Raw genomic sequence first — 22722 nt, 5'->3', positions numbered from 1 at the left:
GCTCGGGCGTTCGTCCGCGGAAAGCGAGTGGTATTCGCCCGCACGAACTGCACAAAAAAAGCTTGCAGAAAAACACGGGGTTTCTCTACAAGCTGAAGAGCCCTATCTATAAGGGCTCTTAGTTCTCCTTTTTTCTATTAAGTGCCTTTCGAGCAACATATAGAATGACTATAATTAAAATACCCAAGGGAAACGCAGCGTACTTTAGTATCTCTTTTCTAAATATTGATCTTTCATGTTCACTGGCAACCTTCGTATTATCTACTTTGATTTGTCCGTTATCGGATGTGATGTTTAGATCACCAGCACTGACTGTGTTGTTTTGTTCTTTCAAGTCTAACCAGGTACTGTCATCAACTGCTTCAAGGTTCTGCACGACTTTCTTCAGACCTTCAAGACCTAGATATGGATGATAGAAAGCAGACAAATAGGATTTTGTAAGAGTAGACCTTTGCCCTATTTCTTCGTCCATACGATCGAAGGAAGCCTGCTCCCCTTTCTCGATATACCCCAGTGTTTCCGGATAAACTGTCATTCCATGGAGAAAGGACGGCTGAGATTCATAAGGGGGAGCATACTGCCCTTTCCATGTGTTGTTAGTCAACTGAAGCTGTCCCACGTAGGAGCTGAAATGATCCGATACAACATCATATCCCTGCTGCGACATGGCATAGTGAGGGGCTTCAAATGCCAATGGATATAAGTTGTGATCGGTCAACTCTTGAATACCCTTTGTGACTACTTCTTCGATGTATTGTTTTTCAAAGGTGGCTGCTTCCTTCATGTAACTCTGATACGCTTGATCCGTTTTAAAGTCGCTTTTCGTCTTTGCGTCTTCAGAAGAGGGTTGGTATATAGGCCGATCATTCTCGACATCCCAGAACTCAAAACCTTCTCCAGTCTCTGAACGTCTGTACTGATGCTTATACCCGTGTAGAACGATACTTGCCCCGTTATCCTGCATATACTGTAAGGTATCAATCAATTCCGGTGAATCAGATAAATGAACGGTCTCTCCTTCTTCATTGGTGTGTACCGGAATAAGAGAAACCATATAGGGGACGTTCATTTCTGCTAAATATTCCGCCTGGGATTGAAGTTGATTCGGGTCCGATAATGGATCAACGTCCTCCAGCCGAAGATATTTCACGAGGCTTTTATTATCTTTCTCGAAGAAAGCGGCTAATGATTCGGTGATTACCTGACCAAAGGGCGGAGAGAATGTTTCGCCGGAAAAATAATAGTCACCTCCTGAATGGACTACAAGTGGAACGTCTTCACTTTTAGCGGCAACGGTTGCCTTATCACCTTTTCTGATGTCATACACAATTCGTTCTTCTGGTAAGGTCATCGACTCCGCTCCGGCTAAAGTAACATCACTATTAATCAACGTTTCCCCCTCCCATTCTAAAAAGGAGAATCGCTGCGAAAATTGGTCTACGTTATGGCCAGCAGCATAAATCTTTCCCTGATAGTTGTTTAGCACGCTTATCGTGCTTTTAGACAACTGCTTAGGAACGCCGCCGTAGTAGAAAAGGTGACTGTAGGAGTTCACCTCTTTTTCTTGCAGCTTGTCATCCGTTGTCAATGTAATATCATCAGTGAACTGTCCAAGCAAAGCGTCCAGCATCCTCACTTCTTTCATCTGCCCCTGGTTTTCCAAGGAGTGAACGAGCAGCACACTTGGTTTTGTGTCATCACCATTTTCAGCAGAAACGGTAGAAACTCCCATAAAGAACAATACACTGGCAATGATAGATACCCATTTATACATAGTTATCTCCTTCATCTTTTTTCCTATTTTCCTTATATTTTACTATATTTAAATCATTGCAAGCAAGTCATCACTCCCCATACTGATGTAAATTAACCTGCATCCATGCTTCACAATCGGATGAATAATAGTTTTGTCGCGGCGTCCAACTATCACGGCGTATCTGTGTACCAGCCCATATAAATGTTTCTTTGAATTGCCTACCTACAGCACCTGCGGCGGCTTTTTCAATCAGCGGCCACTCTTTATCTGCATTTTCAGGCTTCAAAACAAAACCAGCAAAATAATGTTGTTTGATAAATGGATAACCTAATTCCAGCCAAGCATAAGGATATACGTTGACATGTTGATCATTTTCACTCGTAACCCAGTCGTAATCCTCAATTTGAATAAAATCAAGCTGATTGTCGTTCCAGACATGAAACGGTGTATTGACTTCCTGCATCATCACTGGAACACGCTCTTTATCCAATACAGAAGGAGGGAAAAATAGTACGGTGTATCTTGAATTGTCATACTCATTGGCAATTGACTTCATAAACTCCGAGTAATCACCAAGATAGTGTTTCAACTTCTTCCAAACTTCTTTATTCTCTTCGGTTGCCATCGTTTTTGATTCTTCATAGACAGGAAGCTGTTCACCCGTCTCTGATTCGTATCGGTTTAGGGTATCTGGAGAATAAAAACAAGGCGGCTGTCCTTCAAATGGTTGATTCACATTCCCCGGCTGAAACTCTTGCCACCAATACCAAGGTTCACCAAGCTGTAATGTTACTTGCATACCTTCATTCTGCACAATATCTAATATCTCTTTGGAAATCTTTCTGATATACGTTTGTACAGCTTCATTGTTTGGGTCATAGAAGTTGGTAGAAGGCTGCCACCCTGTTGCCCCCGGCTGCCCGTCGTACATCAATTGTTTCCATTCATCAGGCATCTGCAAGTGTTCCATCGAAACGGAAATGATAATATCATCAAAGTTATTCAGCTTCATATGCTTTAGAAAACTTTGTAACCACACTCGGAACGGCTCATTGATTCCTTTTGTTGTATCAATGGTTTGTACATTATATCCTGTGCTTTCCTCGCCTTCTTGACCAACTTTATAATGAAAATGTGAAGCACCAATGTATAAATTAATTAGCTTTTCATAGCCGAGAATGTTCATCTGCTCCATTAACCTTTTTGGGTTTTTATCATATTCATCGTCAAAACCCTCTGCTGGACGATATACAGTACGTGGCATAGGTTCAGGCTTTGTATTCAACTCTCCATTTCCCACCTCTATACCGGATAATGTGATAGTGAAATCATCGGTTCTCCCTGTCAGAATACGACTTCCTTCCACATAATAATCAGGAATAATAGAGAATGTCATTTTGGATATGGTTGTAGGGTCAATCATCGTCTGTAAATCAGGGTGAGTACCTTCGTATAGGTTATTAAAATTCAACGTGTACTTCTCATGAGTGTTGTAAGTATAGGTGATATCCACATCAGCATTATAGGGAATACCACCTTCCTTAGTAAAAAACACGCCATCCACATAGTCCATATCATAATCTGTACCTATTTCACCCGTTCCACTCCTTGTAACGGTACTTGTAGAGCCGTCTTCATTCTGAACAGTCTCTTCTTTCGTCCACTCTACCGTTTCACTTCCTACATCAATCCACGGATTGGATAGCTCAATTTCTCCATCAAAAAGGAAGGAATCTGAGCCATCGTTTTTTTGACCGTAAAAGCCCAGAGTGACTATATATTCTGTACCATCCTTTGCTATCACATTCATAGCAGTTTTAAGTGTCCGATCATTGAAGTGTGCTACTTTGCCGGTATATTCAGGAACAAAAGAGAATGTCACATCGGTATAATCATAGTTGGTTGTATATTTGTAGTAATCATGTGTGTTCACATCCTCACTCTGATAATACACACCAATATAATCGCCTTCTGTGGTAAAAAAGCCAGTCATCACAAGATTTCCGGTATCTGTGGTGGTGAGAGTACACATACACTCAAAGTTGAATACTGTACGCCAGAGGTCAGGGTCAAAACGTTGATATACAGCCATATTATACCCTCCCAAAAGCAAGCATACAGAATTGTTGTCCTGTACCTAAAGGAGCATTGATTGTGCAACCAGTATAGACAGGAATATCCTGAAGGGTGGATTGAATATATTCCACCGTTGGTTGTATAGATTCAGAGCCAATCACTGTACAATTGATGACTGGTTTTGTTTTAAACGGTACACTAAAATCAATGGTTGTTTCTTCATTACTGAACGGAACAGTCACAAACTCTGTCCATACGTTACCTCTTCTAATACCTGTATCTGTCTCTTGTTTAAGCATAATATCTGCTATAAGCCTATCAGCAGAAGGAATCATTTCCTCTAATGTAACGGTACGCTGTACACCATTGCCATACGGTACGATAGTGGTTTCTGTGACTACCATTTGAAAACGCACATCTAATTCTTCGTCAATCACAGACGCATACCTCTTCTGGAGGCATGCGTCTTTTTTATAAGGCGGTGCTGCATCTCTTATTATCTGGAAGAGACGTCTTCTGTCAGAGAACCTGCCTGCGGTTTGATAGCGGAAGTGTTTTCCCGGTTGGCAAGAAATTCCGGGCGCGGCTCCGTGCCGCTGAACGGTTCCACGAGCTTGTTCTCCACCGAGTTGAATACGAAGAATACGTTACTGCGCGGGTAAGGGGAGATGTTCCCGGCAGAGCCGTGCATCGTATTACAGTCGAAGAAGAGGACAGAGCCTGCAGGTCCGGTGGTGCGGTCAATCTGTCCGCCGGCCTGTTCGGTGAGCCACTCCATACTTTCGTTGTCCGGTACACCGGTCTCCTGTTTTTTCAGTGACTGTTTGAAGTTGTCCTCCGGAGTCGTGCCCGGGCAGGAGACGTACCACTTCTGTGATCCCGGTATAAGCATAAGCGGGCCGTTGAATTCGTAGTTGTCCGTCAAAATGATAGAGCAGCTGAGCGCCCGCATATCAGGCATGCCGTCTTCCATATGCCACGTTTCAAAGTCCGAGTGCCAGTAAAACTCTTTGCCTTTGAAGCCCGGTTTGAAATTGATGCGGGATTGCATCATGTACACATCACTGCCGAGAATCTGCTGGGCCGCTTTGACGATGCGCTCATTTTTCGAAAGCATTTCGAAGAACCCGCTGTCTTTGTGGATTTCGAATACAGAGCGGACTTCGTTGCTGTTCGGCTCCTTGATGACGTCCGGCGCATCACGGTTTTCGTTATTTTCCATCGTTTTACGTAGTTCTTCTTTCATAAGCTTAACTTCGTCAGCAGTGAACAGGTTCTGCAGCATGATGTACCCGTTCTCATCATAAAAGCTTAAATCTTTTTCCTCCAGAGGTCCGTCGTAGTCGGCACCGCCGTGAACGATCGGGTCTTTCCGGTCCATAATCTCCTTGTGATCACCCTGCCTGGACGGATATTTATCCATTGCCATACTTCCATTCCTCCTTAATTTTTTTACCGAAGAGAAAGCAGTACTTTCCGGCGCTTTTACAGCGTGAAATGAAGGGTTGAGTTTTCTTCGAAGAGAAAGCCCTTCCATAAAACCTGAGACAGCGAAACCAAAAGCGTAATCCGCTCCTGAATCAGGAGGGTTCGGCTTTTGGCTATTGGGTAAACAGGATTTTATTAATGATGCTGTAAGCGCGATTGTACGTAAATTTCCCTCACGGTTATATGTTTTCTTCATTGATTGAGAGGCCACTGTACATCTTCCCATTTTTCTGAAAAAAATACAGCCGAAAATTTTCCGGTTGATTTTATCGGTATGATAATGCCAAACGGGTACGCTCCATTTGTTCCACGTGAAACATCAGAATAAATAGGGACCTACATAAACGGTCATAAACACGACGTGCAGGCCGACGAAATAAGTGACACGTGCCGGAAGCCCCCACCATTTATCCATTCCCGAAAATCTGACGATCAGTAAGGACAGAAGAGAGAAGAGAAGAATGATTGCGAATGGACTGCCGGGAAAATCGAGTATCCCGGGCAGAGCCTCGATGAGCTGTGGCTTGAACAGGTGATGGTCGAACAGTAAGGCGACTGTCGTGTAAATGGCTGCCGATACATACAGAACCCATTCTTTCTCTTCGTCGAAAGGGTTGCGGCGTTTCGACATCCAGAACACCATAACCAGCAGGGGAACGGCATACCAGAGCACAGTCAGAAAAATGGTCATAAGCCCGGTCGACAGCATCGTCAGTGTTTTTCCTGCTGTACGGAGCAGTATGTCCCCGGAGAAAGCGGAAGCGGAAAAATCTGTGTGCTCTTTGGAAGCGGCTGTGAACAGTGTGTTCTCATCCGCCCCCTCATCAATCCAGGCGATCATCCCTGCATCGATCACTTCCGGGCGAACGGACAGACGCGGGGTGTTGCTGAGTCTCTCTGTAGTGATACTGTCATTTTTCACTTCTCCTTCGAAAACGTTGAACGCTTCCGTGCTGCCTGTTTTCGTTTCAGTATACCCCTGGGCTCTGAATAGGAGAAGAGGAGTTCCGTTTTTTTCATAAACGTGAAGGTCTTCAACTTCCTGCAGGGGACTTCCTTCTCTGTTCGGATCCGGAAATGTAACGTCAGTGAGTGAAACGGAACCGTTCTTTTTGTTAGCCAGGAAGAAATTTTTCTCTCCTGTAGAAGAACGGACGAAAGCCGGGACGGCATTGATGAGCAGAGTGGCAGTGTCTCCCTGGATTAACGGATAGGTGTCTTCCATCTTCAGGGAAGGGGAGAGGTCGACATTCAACTGATCCACTTTTTCGACTTCATCCTTCCTTTTTAGGTGAATAGAGGAAGTTAGACTGTTATCTTCCCGTTCACTGACGGAAACGACAGTCCCCCGATTCGATTCATAGGCATGGATGGAAGAGGATTCCGTTACGTTTTCGGATATGACGGTCGTTTCAAGCGTCCCTCCGTCCACGTAGACGGCTTTTCCCCCTTCTGCGTATACTGCACCCTTTTCAGTGGGAAGAAAGATTTCCGATTCAGCGATCTTATCTTCCGTGTCGGCACGATACACTCCTCCGTCACTGTAATAAATCGTATGTGTACCGCCGATGAAAACGTCAGCCCCTTTCGTATTCCGGATGGGGATTTTCGTCGTTTCTGTACTGTTCAAATTTTCGTCGTACGTCTGAATGGCGAGAGCTTCTTCCGTAAAATAAGCGAGACGAATGCCATTTTCCGTTTTTCTGCCGTCCAGCCCGGCGCGGATTTCGGTTTCGCCGAGTTTCGCTTCCCGATGCCACGAATCGGAAGGGAGGGCAGCGGCCTGCTTATAGTTTTGAAACATTAGGAACATAATACCGATTACAATGACGAGCAGTGGCAGGGTCCAATATTTTTTCACTTTCGTACCTCCTGAATTTCAGCCTACGTCCAAGTATAGAGGAGATTGGATAAGCCTTCCATATTAATTACAAAAAATTCTGTTAAATGTAAGACGTTGGCAATTTTTTGCACCTGAATTATAAATATATAGAATTTTCAGATAATTGATTTTATAATATATGTAATAAAATTGGAAAGGAGGGTGGAAGATGAGCAGAACGACAGAGATGGCGTTAGGGATTATAGGAGGGTTAATCGGTTTTGGCGGAGCTTTTTTTGCATTGTTTATCGGTTCGGTGGATGCAGCTTTGAATGAGACAAGTGAGCTCGGGAGTCTTGGAGCAAGCGCCTTTATTTTCAGCAGTCTGGCTGTTATAGGGGCGGTAGTCGTTAAATTCAAAGCCGGGCTTGGAGGTTGGATGATGCTGATCAGCGGCATCGCTATTCTTATTTCCATCAGTCTTTTTGGAGTGGTTCCGGCTTTGTTTCTCGTCCCGGCAGGTTTAATGGGTATTTTTAGAAAAGAAAAAATACAGCAGGAAGCTGCGTAAGGGAGAGGGAGTTATGAAGAAGATAATATTATTTTCTTTCTTCATGCTTTTTTTGGTTTTAACAGCCTGCAGTTCCGGAGAAAATATAGGAGGAGAGGCTACCGGTGATACGCCGGAAAGCGAAGAGGTGGAAGCGGCCGAGGGACAGGAGGAAAAAGCGGAAGTAACGGTGGAGGAGCAATCAGCAGAAACGGCTCCGGATGAAGTGCAGAAAGAGAGTAAAGAAGAAAATGTAAGTGTTGCCGTGGAAATAGCTGACCAGACGGATAGCGCATGGGTGGATTCCATAGATTCTCTCTGGGTTCATTCTGCAGCTGTATTAGAGAACACCGATAACGTTCCGGTAGTGGTCGGGGAAGTACAGATGAATTTTATGAACAAAGAGGGGTCGGTTCTTGGTACCGATGCCATGAACAGTGCAACGCCGGAAGTTCTGAAGCCGGGGGAGACGGCTTTCGTCTCTCAGACGACTACTCTGGATGGAGTAACCGATCCGGAAGAGTTCGATCATACGACGTATAACTTTGAATATCGGGAGGCTTTTGGAGAGGATGCAAATTTAATGGAAGTGAAAAATGTTCAGCATGGTCCCGGAGATGAATATAACCCGTATAGAGTCACGGGCATCGTTGAAAATATGACCGGGGATGTACAGGAGGATATCCGGATTGCTGCAGGGCTTTATGCAGAAGATGGTTCTCTTCTCGGTGTCCTGACCGACAGTATTTCTGTCAGTGTGAACGCGGGAAGTGAAGCAGGATTCGAACTTACTTACCCCGGGATACCTGCTGAAAACGCCGGAAAAGTGAAAGACGTAGAAGTGAAAGCTTACGGTTGGGACTGGGGGTTTTAGAGAGCTGAGGGAATATAAGCGGAGCAGCCGTCGACCGGGAGGCCGGCTGCTTTTTGCATCCGTAAAACCGGGGATCCTGGAAACTATTGTCATTGATCGATCGGCAAAACTCATATACGATGGATACAAATTATTTCCAGAATCAGAGGTGAAGGTATGCCGAATGAACCACGACTTATTGTGAATACACAGACGGAAAGTCTTCTGCAGGAGTTGAAAACCTCCCTTGAGACGTGCCGCTCCTTTTATTTCAGTGTCGCCTTTCTCAACTTCAGCGGTCTTCAGCTGCTGCTGGAAGCATTGAAGGAAGCGGAGACAGCAGGTGTGGAAGGGAAAATTCTCACTTCCACTTATCTGAATTTCACCGACCCTGAGGCACTGCGGAAGCTGAGAGAGTTCCCGCTTATTGAATCGAAGGTGTTCGTCACCGATAAGACCGGTTTTCATACGAAAGCGTACATATTTGAATACGAAGACTGTTACAAAGTGATTATCGGGTCCTCCAACATTACCCAGCACGCACTGAAAAGTAACGTGGAGTGGAATGTCGAACTTATTTCCAAACAGCATGCCGCGTTCATGGACCGGGTGATCAACGAATTCAATGGTCTGTGGGAAAGAAGCCGCAGGGTGGATGATGAGTTTCTGCATGATTATACCGAGCTCGTCCGTAACCTGAAAGAGACTGTCACTCACCAGTCTCTCGTTTATGAAAAAAGTACGTACGTGACGCCGAACAGTATGCAGACACGGGCTATGGAGAACCTCGACCGGCTCCGTAGTATTGGGGAGAAGAAGGCGCTCGTCGTTGCGGCTACCGGTACCGGGAAGACGTATATGTCGGCTTTTGACGTACGCCGGGAACGGCCGAAGCGACTGTTGTTCGTCGTGCACCGCGAGGAGATCCTGCAGAAAGCGAAGGAGACGTTCGAATATTTCTTACATAACTTTCACGTATCTTTCGGACTGTTGACCGGTACACAGAAAGATCTGGAAGCGGACTATCTGTTCGCTAACATCCGCACGCTTCATAACTATTATAATTCCTTTGATCCCGGGGCCTTTGATTACATCATTTACGATGAAGCGCATCACGTCACGGCTCCGACGTATCAGGAAGTCTTCGAATATTTTGATGCCGACTTTACGCTCGGGATGACGGCGACTCCGGAGCGGGGGGACCAGCAGTCGATCTTTGAACAGTTCGATGAGAACGTGGCACTGGAGGTGCGTCTGCATGACGCTCTTGAGGACGATATTATCGTTCCTTTCCACTATTTCGGAATAACGGATATCGACAATGTAGATCTTAGCGACGTATCTGTTGACGATATTGACGAAATAACGAGAAGACTGAAAGTGAACGAACGCGTCGATTTTATTATCGAAAACATGGAGTTTTACGGGTGGGACGGGGAGAAGAGAAAAGGTCTCGGATTTTGTGCCAGCCGGGAGCACGCCGGATACATGGCTGAAGAGTTCCGGAAGCGCGGCATTCCGAGTCTTGCTTTGGATGGAGAGAACAAGGGTGTAGAACGGCAGGAAGCCATACGCCGCCTGGAATCGGACGAGTCGGAGATCGAGTTTCTGTTTACGGTGGATATTTTCAACGAAGGGGTCGACATCCCTTCTGTAAATACGGTGCTGATGCTCAGACCTACGAATTCACCGATCATTTTCATCCAGCAGCTGGGGCGGGGCCTTCGGAAATACGAGGGCAAAGAGTTTCTGACGGTGCTTGATTTTATCGGAAATCACGCAAAGACGTTTCTCATCGCCATCGCTTTGAACGGGCAGCGCTATTACGACAAAGAAAGTCTGAAAGTCGCTATATCCACCGGTTTCGCTCATCTGCCGGGAGCCACCCATATCGAAATGGATGAAATTTCGAAAGAACGGATTCTGACCCAGATTGACCGGGAGTCATTCATGTCGATGACATATCTCCGTGAGCAGTACCAGGAGTTCAAACGCGTCCGGGCCGGAAAGACTCCGCACTGGCTGATGGATTATTATACGTACGAAAACGCTCCGGATCCGGTTTCTTTCATCAGGAAGAAGAATACGTACCTGGAATTCGTCGCAGCCACGGAAAAAGACGATCACCTTAAAGAACTGAGCGCAGATGAGACGTTCATCAAAACGCTCAAATGGCTTTCATCGATGCTTCCGCTTAAACGGAGCTATGATTTCGCAGTTCTCCGGGCTCTCGTCCATAAACGTACGCTCACCCGTGAAGAAGCACGAATGGAAATAGAGAAGTGGGTGGAAGAGGTGCCGGAAGCGAGTGTCGAACACGCCCTCTGCTACGTGAACCAGGAATTTTTCGACTCCGGGATGCGGAAGAGGACGCCGAAACTCGTGTCTTATGATGGGGACAGGGCCGAGCGGACGCTGTTATTCGATAAACTGCTGAGCAATCCGGAGTACCGCGCCTATCTGCTGGACGTACTCGAATACGGACTGTTGAGATATGAGCGGGAATTCGGCTCCCGTTATTACGGGATTCCTCATTTCAAACTGTATGAACAGTACCAGATGGCGGATGCGGCTCTTCTTTCGAACTACCGTAAGAGTCATTCGGCATTCCGGGGCTCCGGGCTTCTGCAGAACGGGTGTGACTATTTTCTTTTCATCGATCTGCATAAAGAGGCGGATATTAAAGAAAGCATCAACTACAATGATAAATTGATCAGCCGCACGCAGTTCCAGTGGGAAACCCCGAACAGTACGAAGCAGGACTCCGAGCGGGGGAAAAATATTCTTTATAACCGCGAGCGGGGTATACGGCTGCACTTGTTCGTCCGCAAGTATAAGCAGATAGAGGCCGGATTTACGGAACCGTATATCTACATCGGGGAAGGGGATACCATCTCCTGGCGGGGAGAGCAGCCGGTGGAAGTGCAGATTGCTTTGCATCACCAGCTGCCGGAACAGCTGTATACGGAACTTACCGAGAAGGTGTAAGTTCTTCGACAGCCGGTATGTCGGCGGGGGCCCAGACGAGAGAAGGGAGGTGCTCCTGTTTCAGCCATACGAGTTTAGCGTGTTCTTTCGGTTCCGGCTCTCCCTCGAGAAGCCGGGCTTCGATGGCGATCAGTTCAATGATGAACGAATCGTATTCATGCACGTTCCGGTTAAAAACTTCGCCGGCCCGGATGCTGCAGCCGAGTTCTTCCCGGATTTCCCGTTCAAGCGCTTCCTGCAGAGATTCCCCGTGTTCGACTTTTCCGCCGGGGAACTCCCACATATTCGGGATGCTCATATCGGGAGAACGGAGAGCACAGAGAATTTCCTCTTTCTCGTTCTCGATAATGGCTGCCACGACTTTAACCTGTTTTTTCATATGTATGTCCTCCTTTTGTATGTAACGTCCCCTGCACAACTTTTTTGTGCAAAGAAATTCGGTTGATGATTGCTGTTTTTTGGTCAAGCTTGCCTAACAGAATCACTCCTTAGCTGGACTATAAGCCCAGTATAACTACCCGGGCGACAAAATAAAAATAAATGACGCACCCTGTTTTTCCGCGCTCTTTCCGGGAAAATGATATGGTAGGAAGAAAAGGAGGATTTCGTTATGGATAACCGTATAGAACAGCTGTTTGAAGAATGGAGGAACGGTTCCGGGGAAGCACACCGGGCCCTCCTTGAAGAAATGGAAACGGAAGTATCATGGAGTTATGAAGTGTGGGACAGACTCGTCGGATTCCTCGATGATGAAGATGCACGCCTCAGATCAGAGGCCGCTCAGTTCCTGTCCTATCTTGCTGTCAGTGACCCGGAATACCGGATCATGCGCGATTTCCAAAACGTATGGCAGGTGACAAAAGATGAAGATCTTACTGCAGCGCGCCGTGCTCTGCAGTCGGTATGGCGGATCGCTCTCGGAGGTGCCCGGCAGAAGAACCTTGTGACCGGATCTATGATTGAAAGATTTTATACAGCCGCCGGGGAGAAAAATAGCACACTTCTTCGCGAAGACATTTTAAGAGGACTCGCTGCTCTTTATAAAAGGGATAACGATCCTTATATCGATGAACAGGCGAGAGGGCTGATCGACAACGTGGATGATCCGGAAGAAGCGAAGACGTACTATAACATTTGGAAACAATAAGTCGGGCCATCCCGGTTATATAAAACCTCTCCGTCCATCCGGACTGCGAATGACTTATCGTTAAACGTTTTCCGGGAAATGGAGTATAATAAGGATAATCAAAAAATATATACCGGAGGCGGTCCTATGGGGTAACGTCAGAAGTAAGGTGCCGTGGATGCGGGTACTCGGAGGATTTTCGCTTCGGTCTTGGCATGTTTCACAGTTCTCTCGCAAGATGCCTCGGTGAATTTCCGTACTGGGAACGGAAGGAACTGGAGGAACTGCTCGAAGATAAAGAGGTGAACGACTATCAGTTCAGCTTCCAGCTCACCCAGTGTCAGGAGTGTTTATGTTTAAGCAGCCGCCCGACTATCAAATTTCTGTTCGAAGACGGCTCTCATTCCCACAACTATCCCCGCTGTACGAAATGCCGCAGTGAAAATGTACGCATTCTTTCTCTCGACTGGCTGGAAATGGCCCGCTGCCCGTTCTGCCGGGAAAAAAGCCTTGAGAAAGGAATAGGTGGTACGTGGGATTGAGAGGACCGGGGTACAGAAGACATTGAAGTGTTACGCTTTATAAATAACAGACACCACCAAAATCGAACTCTGAATGTTCGGTTTTAGGGGTGTCTTTTTTTTGAAATATTACGATTATCGTTCCCTTCAGCCGCCCGAATGTCTTCGGAAGGGAACGATAATCGTGAATACGTGCCCTTCAGAAGTGTAAAACGGCTCCGATGGGTACGATTAACGTAAAAACGTGACACTGAGACCGAATGAAGGGGCTTCAATGTCACGATTATCCGTTACGTAATGAAAAGTCCGAGAATGAGTGCCACGGTGAGCCCGACCAGGCCGATCAGCGTTTCCATGACGGTCCACGTCTTCAGGGTGTCTTTGACGTCAAGACCGAAGAAGCGGTTCACGAGCCAGAAACCCGAGTCGTTTACGTGAGAGAGCACCGTAGCTCCTGCGGCAATCGAAATGACGATCAGGCCGAGAGCGGCACCTTCGAGACCGGCTACATCGATGACCGGGGATATAAGCCCGGCTGCCGTAACCATGGACACGGTTGCAGAGCCCTGGGCCACGCGGACGATGGCAGCGATAAGGAAGGCGAGAAGGATCGGCGGCAGCGGGGATCCTGCCATCATTTCCCCGAGCACATCGCCGACTCCGGACTGGATGAGCATTTCCTTGAATACGCCCCCGGCCCCGGTGACAAGAATGATGATTCCTGCAGGTTCAAGCGCTTTCGTAGCGATGTCCTGCACTTCCTGACGGGAGTAGCCTCTTTTCGTTCCAAGAATCCGGAATGTAAGCAGCGTGGCGATCGTCAGTGCCACAATCGGGTTACCGATGAAAGTGGTAATGGAACGTACAGTGCTTCCTTCCGGGAAAATGATGGTGGAGGCCGTATTAATAAGTATCAGAACGAGAGGCACAAGAATAATGGAAGTAATCATCCAGAAACTTGGCAGATCTTTTTCATATTCTTTTTCTTCGAAATCCATGTAGTCCGGTACGGCGATGTCGATGCGTTTAGCAATGTAGCGGCCGAACAGCGGTCCTGCGATGATCATCGACGGAATACCGGCGAGTACACCGAAGAAGATGACCCAGCCGAGATCCGCTCCGATAAGGTCTGCGACAGCAATAGGTCCCGGAGTCGGCGGTATGTAACTGTGCGTGACGGCCAGTCCTGCAAGAAGCGGAATGCCGTAGTACAAGAGCGACTTGCCGGATTTCTTCGCAAGTCCGTATACAATAGGAACGAGGATGATGAATCCTACGTCGAAAAAGACGGGAATAGCGACGAGGAAACCGGCGATGCCGAGAGCCCACTGGGATTTATCCTCCCCGAATCGTCCGAGCAGGGACTGGGCGAGACGTTCCACTCCGCCCGAGACTTCGAGCATTTTTCCGAACATGGCTCCAAGCCCGACGACGATGGCGACGAACCCGAGAGTGCCGCCCATCCCCTCTTCTACAGTAGTGATGACTTCTCCGAGAGGCATTCCGGCAGCTATACCGACGAGAAGGCTGACGATCATAAGGGAAACGAACGCGTGCAGTTTCGTCCGGATCACGAGAAATAGCAGGCCGAAAATTCCCGCTACGGCGATAAGAATAAGCATGGTGGATGACATTGCTGGTACCTCCTAATGTTTCTGTATTTTCATACCGCTTATAGTACATGAAAAATTTTTTCTTTGCAATCGTTTACAGAAAAATATTTTTCCTTTTGTAAACGGTAACAAAAATATTTTCTTTTTCCCGTTCTTCGTATTAAGATGAACTTACTGTAAAGGAAGGGGAGAGACGTTTATGGCAGCCAGGGAAAAGAGGCACTGTCTCCTGCGTATCCGCTCGGAGTATCCTCAGTTTACACAGACAGAGCGGCGTGTAGCGGACTATATACTGGAGAAGCCGGAACGGATTGTAAAAGGGACGATCAACGAAGCGGCTGATGACATCGGCATCGCCGTGTCCACCGTCTTCCGCTTTTGCAAAACGATGGGGTTCAAAGGTTATCAGGATATGAAAATCGAGCTTGCTTCGGAACTGGTCGGTGCGGACAAAGAGGAGCTGGAAGGCATAACCCGTACGGATGACGAAGCCAAGGTCACGGAGAAAGTTTTCCGATCCAACATACGCACGATGGAAGAGACGCTCGAAGTGCTGGACACTTCCGAAGTGGCGAAAGCGGTGAAAATGCTGCGCCAGGCGGACAGGGTGGGGTTTTTCGGGTGCGGCGGTTCGAATATCATCGCCCAGGATGCCTGCCACAAGCTGCTGCGAACCGGTCTTTCCGTGTTCAGCCAGGCAGATAACCATATGCAGCTCATGTCCGCCTCCCAATTGAAAAATAAGGACGTCGCCGTTCTCATCTCCCATTCGGGAACGACGAAGGACGTGCTCGACGTTCTCCACATTTTGAAAAGCGGCAGTGTACCTGTCATCGCTATTACCAATCTCGCAAAATCCCCGCTCCGGGAACGCTCCGATGTCGTGCTGACGACCGTCGCGGAGGAAGCCGACTATCGCCCGCAGATCCTCTCATCCGCTATGTCACAGATGAGCGTCATCGATGCGTTATACGTGAATCTTCTCGTTTCCGGAAAGGAAGAAAGCACATCGGCCTGGGAAAAAATCACCAGTGCCCTGTCCGGGAAAAGAATGTAGAAGTTCAAATCTTGAAATGAAGATATTCTTTTGTATATAATGGACGAAGTATGTGTCAGAGGAGGAAACAGTATGAACGCAAGTGAAATGAAACAGTATCGGAAGGCCAATTATGAAATCGACGAAGCGTTTCTCGAACGCTGGTCCCCGAGATCGTTCCAGGAGAAGGAAATAGCCGAAGAGGATCTTATGAGCGTGTTTGAAGCGGCGCGCTGGGCTCCATCTGCCATGAATATGCAGCCTTGGCGTTTTATTATAGCGAGAACGGAGGAGGACCGTGAGCGGTTCCATTCTTTCGTCATGGACGGAAACCGTAAATGGTGCGAGAAGGCACCGGTCCTCGCTCTTATCATTTCTGATAAAGAAGACGCCACTCACGCTTTCGATACCGGGGCAGCCTGGGGTTTCCTTTCCCTGCAGGCCCGCAGGAACGGTCTCATCACTCACGCTATGGGCGGTTTTTATAAAGATCAGGCCCGCGAAACTCTCGGTATTCCGGAAGAGTTCGAGATTCAGGCGCTCGTCGCTATCGGTTATCAGGATGAAAAAGAAAAACTGGAAGAAGAGATGCAGAAGCGGGAACAGCCGTCTCCGCGTCGCCCGGTTGAAGAATCCATTATGGAAGGTTCGTTCCGTGCGTAAGCTGCTTTTCAATCATCGGTCCCATATTTTGGGCCGGTGATTTTTTTGTGGATGTTTTCGTTACCTTCAGAAGCTGAACCGGGATGCGAACGGCACGTTTCTGCATTTTCCGTTACTTTCAGAAGACAGAAAGTGACTTGAAGGGCACGAAAACCGGTGAATCGTGACAGTCGGCCGCTTTTTCTGAAGGGGAAGGGAACGCAAAATACCGTAAGGACTTCTGCTTCGATAGCCGTGAACGAAGCATACTTTCCGAAGTTTACTCCGGGGCGCCTGTGGGAAGAACCTCAGTAGTATAAAACAGGGAGAGGAGAAATATTATGACAGCAAACACGATAGGGTTCGCCCTGCTCGTCATGGGGCTATTTTTGCTGGTCGGGAAGCTGATCAGAGTGAGCGTACCTCTGTTTCAGTCCCTTTTTCTTCCAAGTTCGATTCTTGGGGGTTTCGCAGCACTTCTGCTTGGACCTCAGGTGCTCGGGAATCTATTGGCGCCGCTGACCGGATCAGATTCATTCTGGGCAACGGGGCTTTTTACGGAAACTATTACGGATGTATGGGCAGCACTGCCCGGGCTGATGATCAACGTCATCTTCGCTTCCCTTTTCATCGGGAAGAAAACGCCTTCCCTCAAAATGATCTGGGACTACGGAGGACCTCAGCTATCGTTCGGCTGGATGGTCGGATGGGGACAATATGTCGTCGGTCTGCTCATCGCTCTTTTAATACTTACTCCGATCTTCGGCATTCCTCCGATGGCCGGTGCTCTTATAGAAATCGGTTTTGAAGGCGGGCACGGTACGGCTGCCGGGATGCAGAGCACGTTTGAACAGCTCGGGTTCCCCGAGGCGTATGATCTGGCAGTGGGACTTGCCACTGTCGGTATCCTCTCCGGTGTCATCATCGGTATCATTCTTATCAACGTAGCTGCCAGAAAACGGCAGACAGCGCTTGATATGGACGAAAAAGCTTTTTCCGATATACAGAAACTCGGAATCCGCGAATTCGAAAACAGGGAGGCAGCCGGGAAGATGACGCTGCGCTCCGAATCGATCGAACCGCTCTCCTTTCACGTAGCTATGATCAGTATCGCGATACTGATCGGGTACGGACTACAGCAGGGTCTGATCGGCCTTGAGGCCGTTACGTGGGGAGCTTGGACGGACACATACATTATGACTTATATTCCTCTGTTCCCGCTCGCTATGATCGGAGGTATTATTCTGCAGCTGTTCCTGGACCGCTACGATCGGTTTAATCTCGTGGACAGGCAGATGGTCATGAGAGTCCAGGGATTGTCGCTTGATATCCTGATAATGACGGCGATTGCGACGATTTCCCTCGCCGTTATCGGTGAATATTTCGTTCCGTTCCTGCTTCTCGCTGTAGGAGGTATCGGCTGGAACGTTCTCGCTTTCCAGATATTTGCGAAGAAAATGATTCCTACGTACTGGTTTGAACGTGCCATCGGTGACTTCGGACAGTCCATGGGGATCACCGCTACGGGTCTCCTTCTCATGAGAATTGTGGACCCGAACGTGGAGACGCCTGCGCTGGAAGCGTTCGGCTACAAACAGCTCATATACGAACCGTTTCTCGGGGGAGGACTGGTGACCGCCCTTTCCGTGCCGGTAATCTACTCTCTCGGACCGGTTCCATTCTTCATCTTCTCCCTGGTGATGGCCGTGATCGGCTGGGCTGTCGGAATTTTCTATTTCGGAAAACAGCGTACGGAATCCGGTTAACTGAAGGTAAACGTCTCTTTTTGCCGTCTCGGGCAGAGGGAGGCGTTTTTTTACATAAGTGTAAAGCCGTTGAGTCCTGTCCGGAAAACGGTTACAATATTCGGTAAGTTATCAGGAAGGAAGGGAATATATTTGAAAAAAATCGGATTCATCGGCACCGGGGTCATGGGACGGCATATGGTCAGAAATCTTATGAAACATGGATATGCGGTATCTCTTTACACGAGAACGAAGCGGAAAGCGGAAGAACTTCTCGCGGAAGGGGCGGAATGGAAAGAGACGATATCGGAGCTTGCCAGGGAGGCAGACGTTGTCATTACCATCGTCGGATTTCCGGAAGATGTAGAGGAAGTATATTTTAAGGAAGACGGTATTCTAAACAATGCTTCCGGCGGGACGGTTTTCATCGACATGACCACTTCTTCCCCGGAGCTGGCGGTGAAAATTGCCGAAGCCGCACAGAGAAACGGACAGGCGGCACTGGATGCTCCGGTTTCCGGAAGTGATGTATTTGCGGAAGCGGGCAAACTGACGATCATGACAGGAGGCGAGCCCTCTTCTTTCGAAAAAGTACGCCCGGTACTGGAGGCGATGGGGGAGAATGTCGTGCTGCAGGGTCCACCGGGTGCGGGACAGCATACGAAGATGAGTAACCAGATTGCCATCGCGTCGACGATGATGGGCGTCGTCGAAGCCATTACATACGCGGAGAAAGCCGGTCTGGATCCCGCCGTCGTCATGAGCAGCATCGAACACGGGGCAGCGGGAAGCTTTTCTTTATCAAAACTGGGCAAAAAAATGATCGGGAATGATTTTGAACCGGGTTTCTATGTAAAACATTTCGTTAAAGATATGGGGATCGCGCTTGCGTCTGCAGAAAGGATGGAGCTTCCGGTCCCGGGGCTGCGTCTTGCGAAAGAAATGTATGAAGAACTCATGGAGAACGGTGGGGAGAATGAGGGAACACAGGCCCTGTACAAATACTACAAATGGAAAGCGGAAGGTAACGTATAGCGTTTATAAAAAGAGCGGACGTACGGGCATATAGCCCTGCATCGTCCGCTCTTTTCGGATTTATTCGGAAACCCGGTTTTCATAAGAGTGTTTAAGAATCGCCATCATGTAGGCATCACGGTATTCTCCGTTGATGAAATAGTGTTCTTTCATTTCTCCCTCGATTTCGAAGCCGATTTTCTTATAAATATGCACAGCTTTTTCGTTTTCCGTCGCTACGATAAGATGAACTTTATGGAGGTTGAGGGTACGGAAAGCGTAATCCACCATCATCTTCGTAACTTCCCCCGCGTGACCGTTCCCCTGATGCACGGGATCGATCATAATGCCGAATTCGGTATTCCGGTGCACCGGTTCAATATCATACAGTCCGGTCAGACCGATGCTCATTTCATCTTTGCAGATGACGAAAAGGCGGTGTTTACCGGGCTCTTTTCTCTCTTCAAAACCGGTAGTGATCCGGTCTTTCGGGAAGTGGGCTTCCGTGAACCAGAAATCCATAATCTCTTTTTTGTTATATAGTTTGTGCATGAAAGGCACGTCGTCTTTCTCAAGTGGCCGCAGCCAAATATGGTCTTCCATATGTATCTCCTCCTCGTTCTATCGTAGCAGACCTTTTCGTAATTCGAAACGTATAAGCTTCGAAACGTGAGTAAATAGGAGGAAATATGCACAAAAATGTTTCAAGATATAAGGGATAAGGAAAGGTATACGTAACATGACAAAGCAAGGAGTGAAAAATATGCTTCGAACTATTTTAATGATCATTGGTCTCATCGTAGTCATCAGCTTTATTCTTAGTATGCTATAATATAATAATTATATTTACTAATAAGGGCCCGGCCTTCTGTGAAAGCAGAGGACCGGGCCTTTTTCCTGTTTTACGATAAAGGTATAAGGTTCAGACAAGCGGTTTCGGGTCCGCGCAGGAAGCGGAAAAATGAGTGCTTATTTCCTCGATATCATCGTGAGGAATCAGAGTACCTTTGTAGTGCTGCGGCTCGTTGATGCCCGTAAGCAGAATAGTGTCTCCCGGGGAGGACTGTCCGATACAGGCAGCAATAGCTTCTTTCCGGCTCATCGCCGTTGTTACTCTGTCCTCTGAAATATCCGGGGGGAGGGCTTCCTGCATCGCACGGATGACTACCGACGGTTCCACATATCCAACCTGCTCTGCTCCAAGCACCACAGAATCGACATCAGGGGTGAGCGTTTTGGCCATTTTTTTGACTTTATCGATTCCGCGGAGACCGATGCCGTTCACCATCGCAATCAGCTTCCCATCCGCAAGCGTACGCGCGGCCCCGAGAGATTTCTCCAGGGCCGCCGGGGTGTGGGCAAAATCCAGGATGAAGCGGCGCTAGCACACCGTAAGAAGCTGGAACCTGTTTCGGAGCGGCGGGAGTTTCGCAGCTTCCTCAACGATGGCCCGGACCGGGATTCCTTTGTCATACAGAACCGCAAAAGCGCTCAATAAATTGTATATGTTGTGCTCTCCGATAAAAGGTGTGTAGACGTCAAAACGTTCCCCGTCGGCGTGCAACACGAACCTTGATCCGTTCTCGTCGTAGGTGATCCGTTTTCCGTAGAAATCCGCCGCGGCATCGAGAAGACTGAACGTCCGTACCGGTTTTCCGAAATCTTTCAAAGACCGGAAGACAGGGGAGTCCAGAGAGAAAACGAGAGTACGGGCGGCCTCGGCAAGCTTCATTTTCGAGTTTAAGTAATGTTCGATCGTCTCATGATAATCCATGTGGTCCCTGCTGAAATTCGTAAACACTCCCGTATCCACCGGGATGAATGTCGTCCTTTCCTGATCCAGGGCGATAGATGTGGCCTCATATACCATGGTCTGGTAGGATTCGCTGTGGAAATGGCTGATGATGCGGGCGAGCTCAGGGGCTTCGGGTGTCGTGGGCGTCGTTTTATTGTAATCCATGGGTTGCAGATCACTGGTCATTACACCTTCCGTACCGACAGATCCTGTCTTGAAACCGAATCTGTTCAAAAGGGTGGAAATCATATAGGTTACTGTCGTTTTCCCGTTCGTGCCCGTCACTCCGAAGAATTCCATCTCGTCGAAGACGCTGTTATAGACGGTCCGGAGAAGGAGGGTGATGACGGGGGGGAGGTCGGATACGATGATGAACGTAACGTCCGGATGGCGCTCGCGCTCCCCGAGAAGAGACGGGTCCGTTCCAATAACGCAGATTCCTCCGTTAGCGACAGCTTCGTCGACATAATCCAAGCCGCTGCGCTTACCGGATTTGCAGAAGAAGACGCCCTGTTCGTTCGGAACTGCGGAATGAAGGGTGAACTGGCGGACCGGAAGAGTGAGCGGTCCGTAAGAATTTATGTAATAGGAATGAAGAAGTTCTGTGAGGTTAATCATAAGGGATGCCCTTTCTGTCTGGAAGAGTTAATAACTTTTAATTACCCGTAAGGCCGGGCGTTGAAACGGGTAAATGTGGTATGTTGAAAGAAGATATAATGATTTTGGAAAGGGAAGGATAGTATGGGAGTGTTTGTGGAAGTGGTCCTGCCCGTCATCGCAGTATTTCTGGCAGGATATATCATTCAGAAGGCAGGGCGTCTGGACATACGTTCCGTTTCGACAGTAGGCATGTACATTATGCTTCCCTGTCTTGTATTTGAAACGTTTTATACGGCAGACCTGAACCGGGACTATATTATGATGCTGGTGTTCGCCCTGCTTCTGTTATTCATTATGCTGATCATAAACAAAATCTACGCCTGGATAAAAGGATACAGTACTTCGACAGAAAGTGCACTCATTCTCTCTACGGCTTTCATGAATTCCGGGAATTACGGGTCGCCGATTATCCTTTTTGCGTTCGGAGAAGAGGGATTCATTTATGCAGTTTCCCTGATGGTACTGCACTCGATCATTATGAATTTCTTCGGTGTTTACTATGCAGCAAAAGGGCGGGCCGGCTTGAAGATGGCAGGACTGTCTGTATTGAAAATGCCTCCGACCTACGCCGTGCTGCTCGCATTAGTGATGAAGTTCGGCGGGGTTTCTGTCGGAGAAACCGTGATGGGAGCGATAGAGCTCGTCGCTGCAGCCACCGTTCCGACGATTATGATCGTGCTCGGCATGCAGCTGGCTGAAATAAGCGTTACGTCCCTGGACTGGAAGAAGGTGTCGTATGCCTCTGTCCTGCGACTTGTAGCATCTCCGGTGATAGCGTTCGCTCTGGTGGCGCTTCTTCCCATGAGTAAACTGATGGCCAGTGTACTGATTGTACAGGCAGCTATGCCGTCGGCGGCCACCACCACTATCTACGCCGTTCAGTTTGACGCAAAACCGGAACTGGTTTCCGGAATTACACTCGTGACTACGCTGCTCAGTATCATAACAATTCCTGCGCTCCTGATGTTTTATATATAAGTTTCTGTTTGTGAAAAAAGGGAAACTTCCATGCAGCAGCTATAGACGAAAAGAGGGGG

At 48.0% G+C, this 22722-nt stretch carries 20 protein-coding genes; 10 read left to right on the top strand and 10 right to left on the bottom strand.

Features of this window, described 5'->3' with window-relative positions:
• Positions 1-118 precede the first annotated feature (118 nt).
• From BW931_RS10785 to BW931_RS10765, 5 genes are all read right to left on the bottom strand, one after another.
• Positions 119-1774 carry a DUF2334 domain-containing protein gene (locus BW931_RS10785; protein WP_008588955.1) on the bottom strand — a complete coding sequence of 552 codons (1656 nt, stop codon included), beginning with the start codon at positions 1772-1774 and terminating at the stop codon, positions 119-121.
• 70 nt (positions 1775-1844) lie between these two features.
• Positions 1845-3848, bottom strand: coding sequence for a non-contractile tail sheath protein (locus tag BW931_RS10780; RefSeq protein ID WP_076572223.1), 2004 nt, complete (start codon positions 3846-3848; stop codon positions 1845-1847).
• A 1-nt stretch (position 3849) separates the two neighbouring features.
• Positions 3850-4269, bottom strand: coding sequence for a hypothetical protein (locus BW931_RS10775; RefSeq protein ID WP_008588959.1), 420 nt, complete (start codon positions 4267-4269; stop codon positions 3850-3852).
• Between the two features lie 59 nt (positions 4270-4328).
• Positions 4329-5261 (bottom strand): ectoine hydroxylase, encoded by a 933-nt coding sequence (thpD, locus tag BW931_RS10770; protein WP_076572221.1) that lies wholly within the window; start codon positions 5259-5261, stop codon positions 4329-4331.
• Positions 5262-5639: 378 nt separating this feature from the next.
• Positions 5640-7181 (bottom strand): hypothetical protein, encoded by a 1542-nt coding sequence (locus BW931_RS10765; protein ID WP_076572220.1) that lies wholly within the window; start codon positions 7179-7181, stop codon positions 5640-5642.
• 190 nt (positions 7182-7371) lie between these two features.
• Between BW931_RS10765 and BW931_RS10760 the strand changes: the two genes are divergently transcribed.
• The 3 genes from BW931_RS10760 to BW931_RS10750 all read left to right on the top strand — a co-directional run bounded on the left by BW931_RS10760 (position 7372) and on the right by BW931_RS10750 (position 11533).
• Complete coding sequence (locus BW931_RS10760; RefSeq protein WP_076572218.1) at positions 7372-7713, top strand: hypothetical protein; 342 nt, start codon at positions 7372-7374, stop codon at positions 7711-7713.
• 13 nt (positions 7714-7726) lie between these two features.
• Positions 7727-8566, top strand: coding sequence for an FxLYD domain-containing protein (locus tag BW931_RS10755; RefSeq protein ID WP_076572216.1), 840 nt, complete (start codon positions 7727-7729; stop codon positions 8564-8566).
• Between the two features lie 156 nt (positions 8567-8722).
• A complete protein-coding gene (locus tag BW931_RS10750; protein ID WP_084193924.1) occupies positions 8723-11533 on the top strand; it encodes a DEAD/DEAH box helicase in 2811 nt (936 codons plus the stop codon).
• Here BW931_RS10750 and BW931_RS10745 read toward each other — a convergent pair.
• The gene (locus BW931_RS10745; protein ID WP_076572213.1) at positions 11517-11912 is read right to left on the bottom strand and encodes a (deoxy)nucleoside triphosphate pyrophosphohydrolase; all 396 of its coding nucleotides are present in this window, start codon (positions 11910-11912) and stop codon (positions 11517-11519) included. The two genes, BW931_RS10750 and BW931_RS10745, sit on opposite strands and share 17 nt — an antisense overlap.
• Positions 11913-12143: 231 nt before the next feature.
• Between BW931_RS10745 and BW931_RS10740 the strand changes: the two genes are divergently transcribed.
• Together BW931_RS10740 and BW931_RS10735 are read left to right on the top strand one after the other, a co-directional pair.
• Positions 12144-12680 (top strand): hypothetical protein, encoded by a 537-nt coding sequence (locus BW931_RS10740; protein WP_076572211.1) that lies wholly within the window; start codon positions 12144-12146, stop codon positions 12678-12680.
• Between the two features lie 194 nt (positions 12681-12874).
• Positions 12875-13201 (top strand): hypothetical protein, encoded by a 327-nt coding sequence (locus BW931_RS10735; protein ID WP_076572210.1) that lies wholly within the window; start codon positions 12875-12877, stop codon positions 13199-13201.
• A gap of 269 nt (positions 13202-13470) precedes the next feature.
• Here BW931_RS10735 and BW931_RS10730 read toward each other — a convergent pair whose 3' ends face one another.
• The gene (locus BW931_RS10730; RefSeq protein ID WP_008588975.1) at positions 13471-14814 is read right to left on the bottom strand and encodes a GntP family permease; all 1344 of its coding nucleotides are present in this window, start codon (positions 14812-14814) and stop codon (positions 13471-13473) included.
• Between the two features lie 178 nt (positions 14815-14992).
• Here BW931_RS10730 and BW931_RS10725 point away from each other — a divergent pair, with 178 nt between their 5' ends.
• The 4 genes from BW931_RS10725 (at position 14993) to BW931_RS10710 (ending at position 19251) form a co-directional block, all read left to right on the top strand.
• A complete protein-coding gene (locus BW931_RS10725; protein WP_076572208.1) occupies positions 14993-15850 on the top strand; it encodes a MurR/RpiR family transcriptional regulator in 858 nt (285 codons plus the stop codon).
• A gap of 72 nt (positions 15851-15922) precedes the next feature.
• Positions 15923-16492, top strand: coding sequence for a nitroreductase family protein (locus tag BW931_RS10720; protein WP_076572206.1), 570 nt, complete (start codon positions 15923-15925; stop codon positions 16490-16492).
• A 320-nt stretch (positions 16493-16812) separates the two neighbouring features.
• Positions 16813-18237: a sodium/glutamate symporter gene (locus BW931_RS10715; protein WP_008588981.1), complete on the top strand. Its 1425-nt coding sequence runs from the start codon at positions 16813-16815 to the stop codon at positions 18235-18237.
• 132 nt (positions 18238-18369) lie between these two features.
• Positions 18370-19251, top strand: coding sequence for an NAD(P)-dependent oxidoreductase (locus tag BW931_RS10710; RefSeq protein ID WP_008588983.1), 882 nt, complete (start codon positions 18370-18372; stop codon positions 19249-19251).
• A gap of 60 nt (positions 19252-19311) precedes the next feature.
• On the opposite strand, the gene BW931_RS10705 is transcribed toward BW931_RS10710, so the two are convergent.
• The 3 genes from BW931_RS10705 to BW931_RS10695 form a co-directional block, all read right to left on the bottom strand.
• Positions 19312-19833 (bottom strand): GNAT family N-acetyltransferase, encoded by a 522-nt coding sequence (locus BW931_RS10705; RefSeq protein WP_076572204.1) that lies wholly within the window; start codon positions 19831-19833, stop codon positions 19312-19314.
• 319 nt (positions 19834-20152) lie between these two features.
• Entirely contained in the window at positions 20153-20599 is a 447-nt protein-coding gene (locus BW931_RS10700) for a glutamate ligase domain-containing protein (protein ID WP_268794170.1), read from the bottom strand.
• 12 nt (positions 20600-20611) lie between these two features.
• Positions 20612-21643 carry a Mur ligase family protein gene (locus BW931_RS10695; RefSeq protein ID WP_076572199.1) on the bottom strand — a complete coding sequence of 344 codons (1032 nt, stop codon included), beginning with the start codon at positions 21641-21643 and terminating at the stop codon, positions 20612-20614.
• Positions 21644-21766: 123 nt separating this feature from the next.
• On the opposite strand from BW931_RS10695, the gene BW931_RS10690 reads away from it, so the two are divergent.
• The gene (locus BW931_RS10690) at positions 21767-22663 is read left to right on the top strand and encodes an AEC family transporter (protein WP_076572196.1); all 897 of its coding nucleotides are present in this window, start codon (positions 21767-21769) and stop codon (positions 22661-22663) included.
• Positions 22664-22722 lie beyond the last annotated feature (59 nt).

Origin of the sequence: Salimicrobium salexigens (assembly GCF_900156705.1) — a bacterium.
In the GTDB taxonomy this organism is placed as follows: domain Bacteria; phylum Bacillota; class Bacilli; order Bacillales; family Halobacillaceae; genus Salimicrobium; species Salimicrobium album.
Note: the sequence above shows the minus strand (reverse complement) of the source record. Positions and strands in the feature narration are given on the sequence as shown.

What these genes read in the sequence shown, in the direction of transcription:
- BW931_RS10695 (WP_076572199.1), bottom strand. Translation starts at nt 21,643, where the DNA reads ATGATTAACCTCACAGAACTTCTTCATTCCTATTACATAAATTCTTAC.
- BW931_RS10735 (WP_076572210.1), top strand. Translation starts at nt 12,875, where the DNA reads ATGTTTCACAGTTCTCTCGCAAGATGCCTCGGTGAATTTCCGTACTGG.
- BW931_RS10715 (WP_008588981.1), top strand. Translation starts at nt 16,813, where the DNA reads ATGACAGCAAACACGATAGGGTTCGCCCTGCTCGTCATGGGGCTATTT.
- BW931_RS10690 (WP_076572196.1), top strand. Translation starts at nt 21,767, where the DNA reads ATGGGAGTGTTTGTGGAAGTGGTCCTGCCCGTCATCGCAGTATTTCTG.
- BW931_RS10740 (WP_076572211.1), top strand. Translation starts at nt 12,144, where the DNA reads ATGGATAACCGTATAGAACAGCTGTTTGAAGAATGGAGGAACGGTTCC.
- BW931_RS10780 (WP_076572223.1), bottom strand. Translation starts at nt 3,848, where the DNA reads ATGGCTGTATATCAACGTTTTGACCCTGACCTCTGGCGTACAGTATTC.
- BW931_RS10750 (WP_084193924.1), top strand. Translation starts at nt 8,723, where the DNA reads ATGCCGAATGAACCACGACTTATTGTGAATACACAGACGGAAAGTCTT.
- BW931_RS10760 (WP_076572218.1), top strand. Translation starts at nt 7,372, where the DNA reads ATGAGCAGAACGACAGAGATGGCGTTAGGGATTATAGGAGGGTTAATC.
- BW931_RS10730 (WP_008588975.1), bottom strand. Translation starts at nt 14,814, where the DNA reads ATGTCATCCACCATGCTTATTCTTATCGCCGTAGCGGGAATTTTCGGC.
- BW931_RS10785 (WP_008588955.1), bottom strand. Translation starts at nt 1,774, where the DNA reads ATGTATAAATGGGTATCTATCATTGCCAGTGTATTGTTCTTTATGGGA.
- BW931_RS10720 (WP_076572206.1), top strand. Translation starts at nt 15,923, where the DNA reads ATGAACGCAAGTGAAATGAAACAGTATCGGAAGGCCAATTATGAAATC.
- thpD (WP_076572221.1), bottom strand. Translation starts at nt 5,261, where the DNA reads ATGGCAATGGATAAATATCCGTCCAGGCAGGGTGATCACAAGGAGATT.
- BW931_RS10755 (WP_076572216.1), top strand. Translation starts at nt 7,727, where the DNA reads ATGAAGAAGATAATATTATTTTCTTTCTTCATGCTTTTTTTGGTTTTA.
- BW931_RS10725 (WP_076572208.1), top strand. Translation starts at nt 14,993, where the DNA reads ATGGCAGCCAGGGAAAAGAGGCACTGTCTCCTGCGTATCCGCTCGGAG.
- BW931_RS10705 (WP_076572204.1), bottom strand. Translation starts at nt 19,833, where the DNA reads ATGGAAGACCATATTTGGCTGCGGCCACTTGAGAAAGACGACGTGCCT.
- BW931_RS10745 (WP_076572213.1), bottom strand. Translation starts at nt 11,912, where the DNA reads ATGAAAAAACAGGTTAAAGTCGTGGCAGCCATTATCGAGAACGAGAAA.